Below are 15,469 nucleotides of genomic sequence, written 5' to 3'. Positions count from 1 at the left end.
TAATTACAGCAGAATATTGATGCACCTGTCCGCCGGGGAAGTAATTCACCATACTCTCTGGCGGACGCTCGATGAAACCTCTGTCAGTTTACTGGCTGACATATTCTTTTCAGTGCTTCCCAGTCACGCTTGGATAGCGAAGGCTCGGTGTCAGTCACCGTTTTATGGTTACGAGCCAGCGCAGCCCGCTCTGTGCTTTCAGGATGGGTATGAAAGTAAGAGGGCAGCCAGTAGCCTTCAGCATCTTGCTTCGCCAACCGATCGAAAAAATCGGCAAAGGGTTCGCTGCTGATTCGTGCTGAATAGAGAAGCCCAAGAGCATACTTGTCGGCTTTTACTTCTGCTGCGTGGGTGTAGTTGGCACGAAGCATTGTCTCTCCCAGAATCGTGATGGCGGCACCACCAGCAACATCGCCTAAAATCATTGCTAAAATTCCAGCCGAACCCGCCGTACGGAGGGCTAACCTGGTAGGGTCCCGTGCTTCGACATGCCCAATCTCATGAGCCAGCACACCCGCCACCTCGTCGGGCGACTCGGCAACATCTATAAGCCCACGCAGCAACACGATATGCCCGCCTGGCATCGCGAAGGCGTTGACCATGGGATGGTCGAGAACCTGCACTTGAATATCGTATTCCGTTGGATGATTCTCCACCAGTCGAGCGAGCAGCCGATTGAGCACAGCCGTCTCTTCTTCACCGGCACAAATCTGAGCTCCTCCCAGCATGCCCTGAAACTGGGTCACCATCGCCTGACCGAATGCAACCTCGCTTTCCCGCGGGATGTAAGTGGCCAGGCGGTCCGCGAGTGCTGGTATAATCACAAATATTAGGGCAAGTAGGGATATCGTGGCTGCACCCGCCAGGACAATGAGCCTACGGCGCATGCCAGGCTTGCTTTCCCTCGCCTCCAGCTTGGTGGCGTTCTGCTGTATCCAATGGATGAGCCCTTCATCAGTAACAATCAGCCTGGCTGGGTCGTGTGGCGTTTCATCCTCACTCGATGTATATAGCGTAAGCATGAGCCCTTCGCCTTGGTAAGATACCTTGCGCAGAGCCTCTAGCTTCCAAATAATAGGTTGCTTATCCTCAGCTTCTACATATAAGACACCCGACCCGGCGGTTAGCCGGACCGGATACCTCCTGGCAGTCTTGCCATCAAAGAAAAGGCCTTGGGTGGCGGCTTCGCAGGAAGCATGGTTCACACTGCCGCTCCAACATCGAGAACGTCAGCAAAGCCTTCTGCATCAGCACCCGGATCAGCTACCCGCTGTGTGATTGATTCCAGTGCATCAGATTGTAGCACTGTGGTGTTTTCTACAATGTGAGAAATTATCGGTTGCACTACCATCACCAGCACCAAGGCGCCAACCAATATGAGAACCGACATGTAGGCCAGAGGAACCAGCGTAATGGTCAGAAGCCCTAGCAGGGAAGTGCTAATACCGGACTGCCATATCAAAAACCCTATCGGCCCTGCCACGAGCATAATGCAAAGCAGGGAGACGATGCCGGCCCCGAGCGTTCCCAATATGGCTGTCGAAATGATCGTTGAAGGACGCAAGTTACTGGAAAAATGAATCTCATCATTTAGCGTCTTGGTATTCACCAGGTACTGGAAAGATTTTACCTTATAGTAAACAAGACCCGCCGACCACCAGATGGCAGCAATGGAAAAGCCAATTGCGCCCAAAGTGGGCCATGACAGGATCATGGCGACACCCGACAGCAGCCCCAGAAAAAGGGCGATAAAGATATGCCGCATAGCAGCGTATAGCTGGGTCCAGGAGCCGCCCTGATGAAACTTCACCTGACCGTACCAAGTCCGATCCGTCTGATACTTTTCCAGCCAATAGGTCTGGCGAGGCAAAAGCATTCCCAAGCTGAGCAAGGTTAGCAGCCCATGCCCGATCACACGGATGCTATACCCCCAGGCACCGGGCTCCATGCCGAATCGTATTCCACGGAACCGTGTGCGAGCCATTCTATACCGTCTAGCGCGATATTGGGCAAAGTAGATCAGAGGTGTAAGAAACGCAAGGCTGAGATAAAACGAAGCGGTCATGATGACCAAATCCGCCTCACTCCCTATGCTGCGAAACATGCTGAAATTGAAGAAAAACAACAACAACTGGACGAGTGAGAGATAAGCGGCCACTACGATGATAGCAATCAAGAACCCCTTCAGCTTTTCCAGCCCATTGCCAGTGTACTCGAGCCGGTCGCCGCCAATGCTAATGGATGACCATAAAAATCGCCGTATCTTGGTTTTCGCCCAGAACCGATAAATCCCCACAGTCACAACGGTCAGTAGGCTTGTAATTAATGAGATAGCAAAAAGCTTTCCTGCGCTTCCGTCATAATCAGCAGTGACTGTTCCCTTGGAGCTCATGCCTTGTTCCTTTTGGCGTATGCTATGAATCACACTTACTCAGTATTGCCTGCTCCAGCACTGGAAGTGCTTTCCTGCTGAGAGCGTACTGCCAGGAGGCGTGGCAAAGAAGCAGGCGCTGAGGCAAGTCGAACACCTCGTCACTGGCAATACTGGATAATACGAGGCTGGCGATACTAGCACTGCCATGCGTATGGCGATATGGCAGATTTCCGATTGAGCTGTATGCTATTTCCTACATTGATAAAATAAAACGCTCAACCCACTTACTATGAAGTGGCAAGGCAAAAAACGACGTAAGGGAAGACCGACTCCCGTGCGGAAGACGAGCTTCAGCGCCATCCATTCGAACGCAGCCAGTCTTCAGCTATTGCCTACGGTGTGAGCCCGCGTGTGATATGCCCCGCCAACGACCCTGATCAGAGGACCTGGCGAGGCATGTGGCGTACCTCTATGAAGAAGCGCCCAGCCGCGCGCGAATCGCGGCCTCGATCCCAGCGGCGTCGAGGCCGCACTCGGTGAGCAGTTCCGCCGGCTTGCCGTGCTCCACGAAGGCGTCGGGCAGGCCGAGCTGAAGCAGCGGGACGGATACGCCCTCGGCGGCCAGCAGCTCGCCCACGGCGCTGCCGGCGCCGCCGGCCACCACGTTCTCCTCCAGGGTCACCAGCAGGTCGTGCTGGGCCGCCGCGGCGAGCACCGCCTCCCGATCCAGCGGCTTGATGGAGCGCATGTTGAGGTGGGTGGCATCCAGTGCCTCGGCCACCGCCGTTGCCGGGCCGTTGAGGCTGCCGAAGGCCAGCACGGCCACCCGGCGACCCGGGGCGGCGCCACTCCCGCGGCGCTTCTCGGCCCGGCCGATGGCCAGCGGCTCCAGGTGGGCGGGGATCTCGACGCCGGGGCCGGTGCCACGGGGGTAACGCACCGCGGCGGGCCCGGGGTGGTGGTAGGCGGCGCTGAGCATGGCCCGGCACTCCGCCTCGTCGGCCGGGGCCAGCACCACCAGGCCCGGCACGCAGCGCAGGTAGGAGAGGTCCAGGCTGCCGTGGTGGGTGGGGCCGTCCTCGCCCACCAGGCCGGCGCGGTCGATGGCGAAGGTGACATCGAGGTCCTGCACCGCCACGTCGTGGATCAGCTGATCGTAGCCGCGCTGCAGGAAGGTGGAGTAGATCGCCACCACCGGCTTGGCGCCCTCGCAGGCCATGCCGGCGGCCAGCGTCACGGCGTGCTGCTCGGCGATGGCCACGTCGAAGTAGCGCTCCGGGTACTCCCGGGAGAAGCGCACCAGGTCCGAGCCCTCGCGCATCGCCGGGGTGATGCCGATCAGCCGCTCGTCGGCGGCGGCCATGTCGCAGATCCAGTCGCCGAAGACGTTGCAAAACTTGCGCGGCTTCGGGCGCAATACATCGTTGCGCGGCTTCGGGCGCATGGCATCGCTGGACGACGCCTTCTTGGGCGGGGTGTCGCCGTTCTTCTCCAGCTTGGTGATGGCGTGATAGCCGATGGGGTCGGCCTCGGCGGGCAGGAAGCCGCGGCCCTTGCAGGTCTTGACGTGCAGGAACTGGGGCCCCTCCAGGTCGCGGATATTGCGCAGCGTCTGTGCCAGCGTCGGCAGGTCATGGCCGTCGAGGGGACCGATGTAGTTGAAGCCCATCTCCTCGAACAGGGTGGCCGGGCTGACCATGCCCTTCATGTGCTCCTCGGTGCGCCGCGCCAGCTCCAGTGCCCCGGGCAGGTGCGCCAACACCTTCTTGCCCTCCTCGCGCATGGCGAGATAGGGCTTGCTGGCCAAAATGCTGGCCAGGTAGCTGGCGATGCCGCCGACGTTCTCGGAGATCGACATCTCATTGTCGTTGAGCACCACCAGCAGGTTGGCGTCCAGGTGACCGGCGTGGGCCAGCGCTTCGAAGGCCATGCCCGCGGTCAGGGCGCCGTCGCCGATCACCGCGCAGACCCGGCGCCGCTCGCCCTGGGTCCGCGCCGCCAGGGCCATGCCCAGCGCCGCCGAGATCGAGGTGCTGGAGTGACCGACGCCGAAGGTGTCGAACTCGGATTCGGCACGCCGTGGAAAGGCGGCCAGCCCCCCGTACTGGCGAATGCTGGGCATCGCCTCGCGGCGTCCGGTGAGAATCTTGTGCGGGTAGGCCTGGTGGCCCACGTCCCACACCAGCCGGTCGTGGGGCGTCTCCAGGGCGTGATGCAGGGCCACGGTGAGCTCCACCACCCCCAGGCCGGCGCCGAAGTGGCCGCCGGAGACTCCCACGCTGTAGAGCAGGTAGGCGCGCAGTTCGTCGGCCACCTGCGCCAGCTGGCCGGCGTTCATGGCCCGCAACGCGGCCGGCGTGTCCAGGGTGTCGAGCAGCGGCGTGGCCGGGCGCTCGGCGGGAATGTCGTCGTAGAGCTTCATGTGGGCATCAGTCTGTCAGGGAAGCGCATCAGTGGTCACGTTCGATCATGTAGCGGGCCAGCTCGGCCAGCGGCGCGCCGGCATCGCCCAGCGGTGCCAGCGCCGCCACGGCCTCGTCGATCAGTTCACCGGCCCGGGCGCGGGCGCCGTCGAGCCCCAGCAGGCTGGGGTAGGTCGGCTTGTTGCGGGCCGCATCGGCGCCCGACGCCTTGCCCAGGGTCACGGCATCGCCGGTCACATCGAGCACGTCGTCGTGGATCTGAAAGGCCAGGCCGATGGCCCGGGCGTAGGCATCCAGCGCCGCCACCCGGGGATCGTCCTCGGCCACCGCCGTCAGCGCTCCCATGCGCACCGCGGCGCGGATCAGCGCCCCGGTCTTGTGGGCGTGCATGCTGGCCAACGCCTCGACGTCCGGGTGGTCCCCCACCGCGGCGAGGTCCATCGCCTGCCCCCCCACCATGCCATCGCGGCCGGCGGCCCGGGCCAGGGTCAGCATCAAGGCCGGCAGCCGCGGGTGCTCGGCCTGGGCCAGCCGCTCGAAGGCCAGGGTCTGCAGGGCATCCCCGGCGAGAATCGCGGTGGCCTCGTCATAGGCGCGGTGCACCGTGGGCTGGCCACGGCGCAGGTCGTCGTCGTCCATGGCCGGCAGGTCGTCGTGCACCAGCGAGTAGGCGTGGATCAGCTCAACGGCGGCCGCGCTTGCATCCAGCTGCGTATCGCTGGCCCCTAGGGCACGGCCGGCCAGATAGACCAGTACCGGGCGCAGCCGCTTGCCGCCCACCAGCAGGCCGTGGCGCATGGCCGCCTCCAGCCGCTCCACGGGCGCGCGGCGCCCCTCGAAGAGCGCCGCCAGGCAGGCATCCACCCGGGCACGATCGGCGGCCAGGCGCGCCGCCAGTGAGTCAGCGTTCACCATCATCCTCCGCCGCTGGGGTGCTGAAGGGGTCGAGGTCGATGCCGCCGTCGGGGCGCTCGATCAGGGTGCGCACCCGCAGCTCGGCCTCATCCAGCCGGCGCTGGGCATCGCGGGTCAGTCGCACCCCCTGCTCGAAGGCGGCAAGCGAGCCCTCCAGCGACAGCTCGCCGGACTCCAGCCGCTCCACCAGCTGCTCGAGGCGCTCGACTGTGCTTGCGAAGTCGAGAGACGCCGCCTCGCTGGCCGTCGACTCGGTGGGTTGGTCGTCACGCTCTGCCATGGGTCTCTTGCCCGTCGCCGATAGTCAGGGGCCACAGTATACACGCTCCCCCCCGGGGGTCGTCTGCCCGGCGTCGATCAAGGTGCAGCGCCTTCATCTTCGCAGCGCAGCATTTTCATCTTGCCGATGCCTCGCTGTGCTACCATAAGCGCCCTGTTATCCCGCCTGATCCAGCACCACACCAAGGGGTTGATTCGACCATGGCCAAAACGTCCCTGGACAAGAGCAAGATCAAGATCCTGCTGCTCGAGGGCGTCCACCAGAGCGCGGTGGACAATTTCCTGAACGCCGGTTACACCAATATCGAGCACCTGCCGACCTCTCTCGACGAGGCGACGCTGCGCGAGAAGATCCGTGACGTCCACTTCCTCGGCATTCGCTCCCGTACCCAGCTCAACTCCCGGGTCTTCGAGGCCGCCGAGAAGCTCGTGGCCGTGGGCTGCTTCTGCATCGGCACCAACCAGGTCGATCTCACCGCGGCGCTGGTGCGCGGCATTCCGGTGTTCAATGCCCCCTACTCCAACACCCGCTCGGTGGCCGAGCTGGTGCTGGCCGAGGCGATCATGCTGCTACGCGGCATCCCCCAGAAGAGTGCCCGCGCCCATCAGGGCGGCTGGCTGAAGAGCGCCAAGAACTCCCACGAGGCCCGCGGCAAGACGCTCGGCATCATCGGCTACGGCAACATCGGCGCCCAGCTCTCGGTGCTGGCCGAGTCCCTGGGCTTCAACGTCATCTATTACGACGTGGTGACCAAGCTGGGCATGGGCAACGCCAATCAGGTGGCCAGCCTCGAGGAGCTGCTGGCCCGCGCCGACGTGGTCAGCCTGCACGTGCCGGAGCTGGCCTCCACCAAGTGGATGATCGGCGCCGAGCAGCTGGCGCTGATGAAGCAGGGCAGCATCCTGATCAATGCCTCCCGCGGCAGCGTGGTGGTGATCGAGGACCTGGCCGAGGCGATCAAGGCGGGCAAGCTGCACGGCGCGGCCATCGACGTCTTCCCGGTGGAGCCCAAGGGCAACGAGGAGGAGTTCGTCAGCCCCCTGCGCGGCCTGGACAACGTCATCCTCACCCCGCACATCGGCGGCTCCACCCTGGAGGCCCAGGAGAATATCGGCATCGAGGTCTCCGAGAAACTGATCACCTACTCCGACAACGGCACCACCGTCACCTCGGTCAACTTCCCCGAGGTCGCCCTGCCGGCCCATCCGGACAAGCACCGCCTGCTGCACATCCACGACAACGTGCCCGGCGTGCTCTCCGAGATCAACCACGTGCTGTCGGAGAACAGCATCAACATCTCCGGCCAGTACCTGCAGACCAACGACAAGGTCGGCTACGTGGTCATCGACGTCGACAAGGCCTACGGCCCCCGGGCGCTGGACGCTCTGCGTCACGTCGAGCACACCCTGCGCGTGCGGGTGCTCTACTCCGAGACCAACTTCGAGGAGTGAGCCGCCTTGAAGGCTCAGCCAATGGCTGAGCGCTCATGGAAAACGCCGCCGTGTTGATACCGACACGGCGGCGCTTTTCTGCGGCTGGCGAGACACTGCGCCCCCACTGAGCCAGGGGACGCCCGGCTTACAGCCGCTGGATCTCGATCAGATGGCCGATGATGGGATAGCCCGCCTTCCTGGCGGCCTTTTCGGCTTCAAGCTGGGCTTCCAGCTTGGAAATGCTGGTGGAGCGGTGTTCGAAGACGGTATCCAGCTCCAGGGGGCGGGTACGCACGGCCAGCTTGACCACGTGGCCAGTCTTGAGCGCCTTGGCCGGCCGGTCGGGCCCGGGTGACGCCTCGCGTCGACGCGCCTTGGGGGCATCGGCCTTGGGGGCCGCCGCCTTGCCCGGCTTGAGAAAGGCGTCGATCTCACGCCGCATGTTCTGTTCGAAATCACTCAGCTCTGTTGCCATCACACCTCCCAGGACACATGTCATGGCGTCGAGTGTACCAGAACTCGGCGATGCTGCCGGCTGTAGGCCGAGTGAGAACGCTGCTAGAAACAGGTTGGGATCACCTCAACCACTTCCAGACGCTCATCGACGCGGCAGACTCGCCGCCACTTGTCGAAGGTCAGGCAGGGATGGGAGGCGCCGAAGGCGACGATGTCGCCGACCCGCACCCGGCCGTTGTGGGCTGCCAGCTCTTCATCCCGGGGCAGTGCCACGAAGGCATGCTGGTCCATCAGCCGGGTCACCCGCCAGCCGTCGACCGGCAGGGCACGCTCGGCCTCGCCCCCTTCGCGATAGCGCCGCAGCGGCTCCGGCAGCTGGTCGTGGGCGATATCGCGCTTGCCCAGCCCGACGATGGCCAGCCCCGGCTCGGGCAGCGACACCACCTGGGCGAAGACCTCCAGCGCCGGCCTGAGCCCGCGATCCAGCTCCGGGCGCCGCCCCAGGACATCGCGCTGGGCCTCCCGGTAGATGCCGTGATCATGGACCACGTAGCAGCCGGGACGCAGCACCGGCACGAAGTGCGCGCCGAGGCGCGCCTCGTGAAACACCTCGGCGATCAGGTCGTACCAGGCCGAGCCGGAGGCGGTGATCAGCGGCGCCGGACTCTCGATCAGACCATCGTGGTCCAGCGCCTGGGCGGCCTCGACCAGGTGCCAGGCGTAGGCGCGCACCGCGTCCACCGGCTCCTCGCCGTACACTACCCCTTCATAGCCTTCCAACCCCGCCAGCACCAGCGACTGCTCGCCGTCCACCAGCTCGCCCAGCGCCATTACCTCGTCCTGATCGCGACAGCCGCAGCGCCCACCCTCCACGCCCAGCTCGATCAGCACCTTCAGGCGCAGCCCGCGGGCGGCGAAGTAGCGACCCAGCTGGCCCACGTTTTCGGCGCTGTCCACCACGCAGTAGAAGTCGGCACCGGCCTCGATCAGCTCGGCGATGATCGCCATGTTGGCCTCGCCCACCAGCTGATTGGCCATCAGCAGTCGCCTCACGCCGTGGGCGAAGGCCGCCCGGCACTGCGGCGCCGTGGCCAGGGTGATCCCCCAGGCGCCGGCGTCCAGCTGGCGGTGAAACAGCGCCGGGGCCATGGTGGTCTTGCCGTGGGGCGCCAGCCTAGCGCCATGCGCATCGGCGAAGCGCTGCATCCAGGCCAGGTTATGGGCAAGCGCCGTCTCGTGGATCACCGCCGCGGGCAGGCTGACATCCGCCAGCAGCCGGTTGCCGGTCTGGGGCAGTCCCTTGTGCAGGGCCTCACCCACCAGCGGATAGCGAATCGAATCGGTCATGGCTCTCTCCCGGGCAGCAGAGGGTGGCACCGTCTTTGGTCGCAAGGGTAACGAAGGCCGGTCTGCAACCGCTAGTCTGGGCAGACCCTCTATGACAGAAGGATACGACAATGCCGGTTTCCAACGCTGACCTGCCGCTGATTCGCCATGACCAGGGCGGTGTAACCACCCTGACCCTGAACCGCCCGGACCAGTTCAACACCCTCTCCGAGTCGCTGCTCGAGGCGCTGGAGCAGACGCTTGCCAGCCTCGCCGAGGACGAGCGGGTGCGCTGCGTGGTGATTGCCGCCGAGGGCCGCGCCTTCTGTGCCGGCCACGACCTCAAGCAGATGCGCGCCACGCCCGACGAGGCCTACTACCGGGCGCTGTTCGCCCGCTGCGGCGAGGTGATGCAACGCATCGTGGCCCTGCCGGTGCCGGTGATCGCCCGAGTGCAGGGGATCGCCACCGCCGCCGGCTGCCAGCTGGTGGCCAGCTGCGACCTGGCGGTGGCGGCCCGCTCGGCGCGCTTCGCCGTCTCGGGCATCAACGTCGGACTGTTCTGCTCCACCCCGGCGGTGGCGCTGTCGCGCAATATCAGCCGCAAGCGCGCCCTGGAGATGCTGCTCACCGGCGAGTTCATCGATGCCGAGCAGGCGCTCGACTGGGGGCTGATCAATCGGGTGGCCGACGACGAGGCGCTGGACGAAACGCTCGAGGAGCTCACCGCCAGCCTGTGTGCCAAGAGCGCAGTGGCCCTGCGCACCGGCAAGGCGCTGTTCCAGTGCCAGCTGCAGCTGCCGCTGGACGAAGCCTACCGGCTGGCCGGCGATACCATGGCGGCCAACATGATGGCCGAGGACGTCGGCGAGGGCATCGACGCCTTTATCGACAAACGCCCGCCGCGCTGGCGCCACCGCTAAGCGGGGAGAAAATGGAAGGCATTTCCGGAGCCGAGACAAGGCGAAGCGGAACGGGTATCCTGATGGCATGGCCAGGTCAATCGGACGGAGAGCAAGCAGGTGAGTGAAGTCAAACGCAGATCGGCGGGACGCCCCCCCGGGCCCGGCAAGAGCACCAGCGGCCACAGCCAGTCGCTGGTGCGCGGGCTCAATCTGCTCGAACGGCTGTCCGCCACCCCCGGCGGGCTGGCGCTGTCGGAGCTGGCCGAGATGGTGGATCTGGCTCCCTCGACCACCCACCGGCTGCTGCAGGCCCTGCAGAGCCAGGGCTTCATCACCCAGGACGCCGAGCTCGGCGTGTGGAAGGTCGACGTCAAGACCTTCCGCATCGGCAACAGCTTCCTGGAGGCCCGCGACTTCGTGGCCACCAGCCGCCCCTTCCTGCGTCGGCTCACCGCCCAGTCCGGCGAAACTGCCAACCTGGGTATCCGCGATGGCGGCACGGCGGTGTTCCTGGCCCAGAGCGAGTCGCCGCAGATGATGCGCATGATCACCCGGCTCGGCTCGCGGGCCCCGCTGCACGCCTCCGGCGTGGGCAAGGCGCTGATGGCCTGGCTGCCGGACGACGAGTTCGAGCGCGTGCTGGCCGAAGAGGGCCTTCCCCGGGTCACCGAGAACACCCTGCACACCCCCGAGGCGCTGCGCGCCGGCATGGCGGTGGTGCGCCGGCGGGGCTACGCCTGCGACCGCGAAGAGCACGCCATCGGCCTGCACTGCGTGGCCGCCTGCCTCCATGACCAGCACGGCACTCCGCTGGCCGCCATCTCGGTCTCCGGCCCGGTGGCACGGATTCCCGAGTCGCGCCTGGCCGACCTGGGCGAGCTGGTACGCGATACCGCCGCAGAGATCACCGCCCGGCTGGGCGGCAAGGTGCCCAGCACCGAGTCGCTGCGGGACGAAGCGTGAAGGCACGGCGCCTCGGCCTGGCCGGCGCGCTGGCGATGACCATCGGCGTTGCGGCCTTTGCCGATCAGGCGAGTGAGGGCGCCTACACCTTCCCCGCCGCGGGCCTGGTGGGCGACCCGGCTCAGGGGCTGATCTGGCAGCGCTGCAGCCTCGGCCAGCGCTATCAGGATGGCCGCTGCGTGGGTGACAGCGAGCGTTTCAACTGGCGGGAGGCAAAGGCACGCACCGAGGCCCTGGCAAGCCCCGAGTGCCCCTGGCGCCTACCCCGCTTCCACGAGCTGCGAGGCCTGATGCAGCCTGCAGGCGACCGAGACCTGGCCATCGACCTGAGCGCCTTTCCGGATACCCCGCCGGGCTGGTACTGGAATCAGGTCAGCGCCGGCGGCCACTCCCAGCAGGACTGCTTCGTCGACTTCGGCGGCGAAGGACGCACCCGCTGCAACATGTGGCCGGCAGCTTCTACATCCGACTGGTCATGGACCAGGACGGCGCGGCTTCCGACTGCCGCGCCCCGTGACAGCCCCTAACATCAAGGAGACTGTCGGATTCGACCGATCGTCGCAAAGAGCACGGATGTCGAGCCACTTTTTCGATCTGATAGAGGCGAATAGCGGGCAAATTAACGAATCATATCGATAAAATTGGCCGAAAGCCCGGGGGTTCGCAGAGATCTGCGTTAAGTCCGAAAGGCGCCTAGCCGAGCCGCTCCAGCTGACGCTCGAGCTTGCCCATCACGTTGAACAGTTCGCGATACTCACCGTCGCTGAGAGTCGCCACCAGCTCTGCCTCCCAGGCCCGGGCCTCCGGGATCAGCTCGTCCAGTAGCGCCTGCCCCGCCTCTGTCAAGTGCAGATCGTGCAGCCGCTGATCATGGGGCGAGGGCATACGTGAGATCAGCCCACGCTCCTCTAGCGCCTGTATCGCCCGCGACACCCGCGCCTTGTCCATGTGGGTGTAGGCGCAGATCTTCTTCGCCGTCAACTCGTCACAGTGGCTGAGCCAAGCCAGCACCCGCCACTGGGCGACATTGAGCTGATAGCGCTCCTCATAGAGTTCGGCCAGCGCCTGACTGATGCGATCAGCCAGGCTATTAAGCCGATAAGGCAGAAACTGGTTGAGCTCCAGGCGCGCTTCGCCCCCCCTCCGGCTCTCGAGTTCGCCAGACTTTGCCATTGTCATTCTCCTTCAGGCCAGCTCCTGCAGATGGTTGCACATGCAACCATCAGGATCTAGTATCAGGATATGGTTTCAGAAGAAACTATTTATTCCAGGAGCTACCACTATGCCGGAACAGCTCGACTACATGAGCGGTTTTCACAACCACTTCGCCACCGAGGCGCTGCCCGGCGCCCTGCCCCAGGGCCAGAACTCGCCCCAGCGCTGCGCCTACGGGCTCTACGCCGAGCAGCTCACCGGCTCGGCCTTCACCGCCCCGCGTCACCAGAACTTCCGCAGCTGGCTCTACCGCATTCGCCCCTCGGTGAAGCAGAGCGCCTACCGGGCGCTGCCCGACAAGGCAGTGGCCACTTCGCCGCTGGCCAAGCCCGCCGCCGACCCCAACCAGATGCGCTGGGACCCGGCGCCGCTGCCCGCTGAGCCGACCGACTTCGTCGACGGCCTGCTGACCATCGCCGTCAACGGCGATGCCGGCACCCAGGCCGGCTGCGGCGTGCACGTCTACGCCTTCAGCCAGGATATGACCCAGCGCTTCTTCTATAACGCCGACGGCGAGCTGCTGATCGTACCGCAGCAGGGCACCCTGAGGCTGCGCACCGAGATGGGCGAGCTGGACGTCGCCAGCGGCGAGATCGCCCTGATCCCCCGCGGCATCAAGTTCCAGGTGCGCCTGGGCGAGGGCGTCGACGCCGCCCGCGGCTATGTGTGCGAGAACTACGGCAGCCCCTTCGAGCTGCCCGGCCTCGGCCCCATCGGCGCCAACGGCCTGGCCAACCTCCGCGACTTCCAGAGCCCGGTGGCGGCCTACGAGGACCTGGAGGGCGACTTCGAGTTGGTGGCCAAGTTCTCCGGGCGCTTCTGGGTCACCGACCTGGACCACTCGCCCCTGGACGTGGTGGCCTGGCACGGCAACGTCACCCCCTACAAGTATGATCTGGCCAACTTCAACACCATCAATACGGTGAGCTTCGACCACCCGGACCCATCGATCTTCACGGTGCTGACCTCAGCTTCCGACACGCCGGGGATGGCCAACATCGACTTCGTGATCTTCCCGCCGCGCTGGATGGTGGCCGAGAACACCTTCCGTCCGCCCTACTTCCATCGCAACCTGATGAGCGAGTTCATGGGCCTGATCCGCGGCGAGTACGACGCCAAGGCGGAGGGCTTTTTGCCCGGCGGCGCCAGCCTGCACAACTGCATGTCGCCCCATGGGCCGGACGCCGACACCTTCGAGAAGGCCTCGAATGCCGAACTGACGCCCCAATATCAGGGCGCCACCATGGCCTTCATGTTCGAGAGCCGCTACGTCTACCAGCCCACCGAGGCGGCGCTGGAGGCGGACTTCCGCCAGCGCGACTACGTGGATGTCTGGTCGACCCTGCGTTCGCATTTCGACCCGACGAAACCCTGAGCGGCTGGCCATTGCCACTCCCTCCCACAACGACAACACTTGCCTCTGACGAAAAGGACCGCACGACAATGAAACTCGCCACCCTCAAGAACGGCCGCGACGGTGAACTGATCCTGGTCTCCCGCGACCTCTTTCGCGGCGTTTCCGCCAGCGATATCGCGCCCACCCTGCAGCAGGCGATCGAGAACTGGGACGCGGTGAGCCCGAAGCTCGAGGCGCGCTACGCCGAACTCAACGACGGCAGCGCCGAGGGCGCTTTTGACCTGGATCAGGGCAAGCTGCACTCACCGCTACCGCGCAGCTACCACTGGGCCGACGGCTCCGCCTACCTCAACCACGTCAAGCTGGTGCGCCAGGCGCGCAACGCCGAGATGCCGGAGACCTTCTGGACCGACCCGCTGATGTACCAGGGCGGCGGCGACAAGTTCCTCGCGCCCACCGAAGACATCGAGGCGGTCAGCGAGGAGCACGGCATCGACTTCGAGGGCGAGATCGCGGTGATCACCGACGACGTGCCCATGGCGGTCACCCCCGAGCAGGCGGCCGACCACATCAAACTGGTCATGCTGGTCAACGACGTCAGCCTGCGCGGCCTGATCCCCGGCGAGCTGGCCAAGGGCTTCGGCTTCTTCCAGGCCAAGCCCGCCTCGAGCTTCTCGCCGATCTGCGTGACCCCTGACGAGCTGGGCGACGCCTGGCAGGACGGCAAGGTCCACCTGCCATTGACCGTGTACCTGAACGGCGAGAAGTTCGGCGAGCCGGAGGCCGGCCCCGACATGATCTTCAGCTTCCCGCAGCTGGTCGCCCATGCGGCCAAGACCCGCTATCTAGGCGCCGGCGCCATCGTCGGCTCGGGCACCGTGTCGAATCCCGACCCCGACGGCGGCCCCGGAAAGCCGATCGCCGATGGCGGTGTGGGCTACAGCTGCCTGGCTGAGGTGCGCATGGTGGAGCAGATTCTCCACGGCGCGGCCAAGACCCCCTTCCTGCGCTTCGGCGACCGGGTGCGCATCGAGATGTTCGACCGTGCGGGCAACAACATCTTCGGCACCATCGACCAGCAGGTGGTGCCCTACCAGCCAAAGTGAACCTGAGGAGTCCAGGCATGACCACGCTATATGGCTACTTCCGCTCGTCCGCCGCCTACCGGGTGCGCATCGTCTTGAACCTCAAGGACCTGGCCTTTGAGCAGGTCCCGGTCAACCTGGTCAAGGGCGAGCAGCGCAGCGAGACCTTCCGCGCCCATAATCCCCAGGGGCTGGTCCCGGCGCTGGTCACCGACGACGGCACCACCCTGACCCAGTCCCTGGCGATCTGCGAGTACCTGGACGAGCTGCATCCCAGCCCGGCCCTGCTGCCCGAGGCGCCGGCGGAGCGTGCTCGGGTGCGCTCGCTGACCCAGCTGGTGGCCTGCGAGATCCATCCGCTCAATAACCTCAAGGTGCTCAAGTACCTGGTGGGCGAGCTCGATGTAGATGAAGCCGCCAAGCTGGCCTGGTACCGCCACTGGATCACCGAGGGCTTCCAGGCACTGGAGGCGCTGCTCTCACGAGAGGCAGGCAGCGGCGACTTCTGCCACGGCGACACCCCGACGCTCGCCGACGTCTGCCTGGTGCCTCAGGTGTTCAACGCCGAACGCTTCGACTGCGACCTCTCGGCCTACCCGCGGATCCGCCGCATCGTCGCCAATTGCCAAGCGCTGCCCGCCTTCCAGCGAGCGGCCCCGGGCGAGCAACCCGACGCGGGATAAGCAAAGCGGCGGCAAATAGACTATATTAAGCAGGCTAACGACTGGCGGGCGCCG

15 protein-coding genes are annotated in these 15,469 nt (G+C 65.2%); 7 read left to right on the top strand and 8 right to left on the bottom strand.

Features of this window, described 5'->3' with window-relative positions; translation table 11 throughout:
- Window positions 1-83: 83 nt before the first annotated feature.
- The 5 genes from ACZIYR_RS00280 to ACZIYR_RS00260 all read right to left on the bottom strand — a co-directional run bounded on the left by ACZIYR_RS00280 (window position 84) and on the right by ACZIYR_RS00260 (window position 5,992).
- Window positions 84-1,205, bottom strand: coding sequence for a M48 family metallopeptidase (locus tag ACZIYR_RS00280; protein ID WP_483527812.1), 1,122 nt, complete (start codon window positions 1,203-1,205; stop codon window positions 84-86).
- Window positions 1,202-2,392: a DUF898 family protein gene (locus tag ACZIYR_RS00275; protein WP_483527811.1), complete on the bottom strand. Its 1,191-nt coding sequence runs from the start codon at window positions 2,390-2,392 to the stop codon at window positions 1,202-1,204. Before ACZIYR_RS00275 ends, ACZIYR_RS00280 begins: the two co-directional genes overlap by 4 nt.
- Before the next feature lie 451 nt (window positions 2,393-2,843).
- Entirely contained in the window at window positions 2,844-4,796 is a 1,953-nt protein-coding gene (gene dxs, locus ACZIYR_RS00270) for a 1-deoxy-D-xylulose-5-phosphate synthase (protein ID WP_483527810.1), read from the bottom strand.
- Window positions 4,797-4,824: 28 nt separating this feature from the next.
- Window positions 4,825-5,712: a farnesyl diphosphate synthase gene (locus tag ACZIYR_RS00265; protein WP_483527809.1), complete on the bottom strand. Its 888-nt coding sequence runs from the start codon at window positions 5,710-5,712 to the stop codon at window positions 4,825-4,827.
- Window positions 5,699-5,992, bottom strand: coding sequence for an exodeoxyribonuclease VII small subunit (locus ACZIYR_RS00260; protein ID WP_483527808.1), 294 nt, complete (start codon window positions 5,990-5,992; stop codon window positions 5,699-5,701). The genes ACZIYR_RS00265 and ACZIYR_RS00260 overlap by 14 nt, the downstream gene beginning before the upstream one ends.
- A gap of 200 nt (window positions 5,993-6,192) precedes the next feature.
- Between ACZIYR_RS00260 and serA the strand changes: the two genes are divergently transcribed.
- Window positions 6,193-7,443 carry a phosphoglycerate dehydrogenase gene (serA, locus tag ACZIYR_RS00255; RefSeq protein ID WP_483527807.1) on the top strand — a complete coding sequence of 417 codons (1,251 nt, stop codon included), beginning with the start codon at window positions 6,193-6,195 and terminating at the stop codon, window positions 7,441-7,443.
- Window positions 7,444-7,570: 127 nt separating this feature from the next.
- Here the strand turns inward: serA and ACZIYR_RS00250 are convergent, their stop codons facing one another.
- Together ACZIYR_RS00250 and ACZIYR_RS00245 are read right to left on the bottom strand one after the other, a co-directional pair.
- Window positions 7,571-7,900 (bottom strand): hypothetical protein, encoded by a 330-nt coding sequence (locus ACZIYR_RS00250; RefSeq protein ID WP_473031951.1) that lies wholly within the window; start codon window positions 7,898-7,900, stop codon window positions 7,571-7,573.
- An 83-nt stretch (window positions 7,901-7,983) separates the two neighbouring features.
- Complete coding sequence (locus ACZIYR_RS00245; protein ID WP_483527806.1) at window positions 7,984-9,228, bottom strand: amino acid deaminase; 1,245 nt, start codon at window positions 9,226-9,228, stop codon at window positions 7,984-7,986.
- 110 nt (window positions 9,229-9,338) lie between these two features.
- Here ACZIYR_RS00245 and ACZIYR_RS00240 point away from each other — a divergent pair, with 110 nt between their 5' ends.
- The 3 genes from ACZIYR_RS00240 to ACZIYR_RS00230 all read left to right on the top strand — a co-directional run bounded on the left by ACZIYR_RS00240 (window position 9,339) and on the right by ACZIYR_RS00230 (window position 11,602).
- Complete coding sequence (locus ACZIYR_RS00240) at window positions 9,339-10,130, top strand: enoyl-CoA hydratase (protein WP_483527805.1); 792 nt, start codon at window positions 9,339-9,341, stop codon at window positions 10,128-10,130.
- A 99-nt stretch (window positions 10,131-10,229) separates the two neighbouring features.
- Window positions 10,230-11,075 (top strand): IclR family transcriptional regulator, encoded by an 846-nt coding sequence (locus tag ACZIYR_RS00235; protein ID WP_483527804.1) that lies wholly within the window; start codon window positions 10,230-10,232, stop codon window positions 11,073-11,075.
- Window positions 11,072-11,602 (top strand): Lcl C-terminal domain-containing protein, encoded by a 531-nt coding sequence (locus tag ACZIYR_RS00230; RefSeq protein ID WP_483527803.1) that lies wholly within the window; start codon window positions 11,072-11,074, stop codon window positions 11,600-11,602. Before ACZIYR_RS00235 ends, ACZIYR_RS00230 begins: the two co-directional genes overlap by 4 nt.
- 166 nt (window positions 11,603-11,768) lie before the next feature.
- Here ACZIYR_RS00230 and ACZIYR_RS00225 read toward each other — a convergent pair whose 3' ends face one another.
- Window positions 11,769-12,254 (bottom strand): MarR family winged helix-turn-helix transcriptional regulator, encoded by a 486-nt coding sequence (locus ACZIYR_RS00225; RefSeq protein ID WP_483527802.1) that lies wholly within the window; start codon window positions 12,252-12,254, stop codon window positions 11,769-11,771.
- 103 nt (window positions 12,255-12,357) lie between these two features.
- Here ACZIYR_RS00225 and hmgA point away from each other — a divergent pair, with 103 nt between their 5' ends.
- The 3 genes from hmgA (at window position 12,358) to maiA (ending at window position 15,415) form a co-directional block, all read left to right on the top strand.
- Window positions 12,358-13,665, top strand: coding sequence for a homogentisate 1,2-dioxygenase (gene hmgA, locus ACZIYR_RS00220; protein WP_483527801.1), 1,308 nt, complete (start codon window positions 12,358-12,360; stop codon window positions 13,663-13,665).
- Window positions 13,666-13,733: 68 nt separating this feature from the next.
- Window positions 13,734-14,753 carry a fumarylacetoacetate hydrolase family protein gene (locus ACZIYR_RS00215; RefSeq protein WP_483527800.1) on the top strand — a complete coding sequence of 340 codons (1,020 nt, stop codon included), beginning with the start codon at window positions 13,734-13,736 and terminating at the stop codon, window positions 14,751-14,753.
- A 17-nt stretch (window positions 14,754-14,770) separates the two neighbouring features.
- Window positions 14,771-15,415, top strand: coding sequence for a maleylacetoacetate isomerase (gene maiA, locus ACZIYR_RS00210; RefSeq protein ID WP_483527799.1), 645 nt, complete (start codon window positions 14,771-14,773; stop codon window positions 15,413-15,415).
- The last annotated feature ends 54 nt before the right edge of the window (window positions 15,416-15,469 follow it).

The sequence above is a fragment of the Billgrantia sp. NRB1 genome (assembly GCF_056921725.1).
Note: the sequence above shows the minus strand (reverse complement) of the source record. Positions and strands in the feature narration are given on the sequence as shown.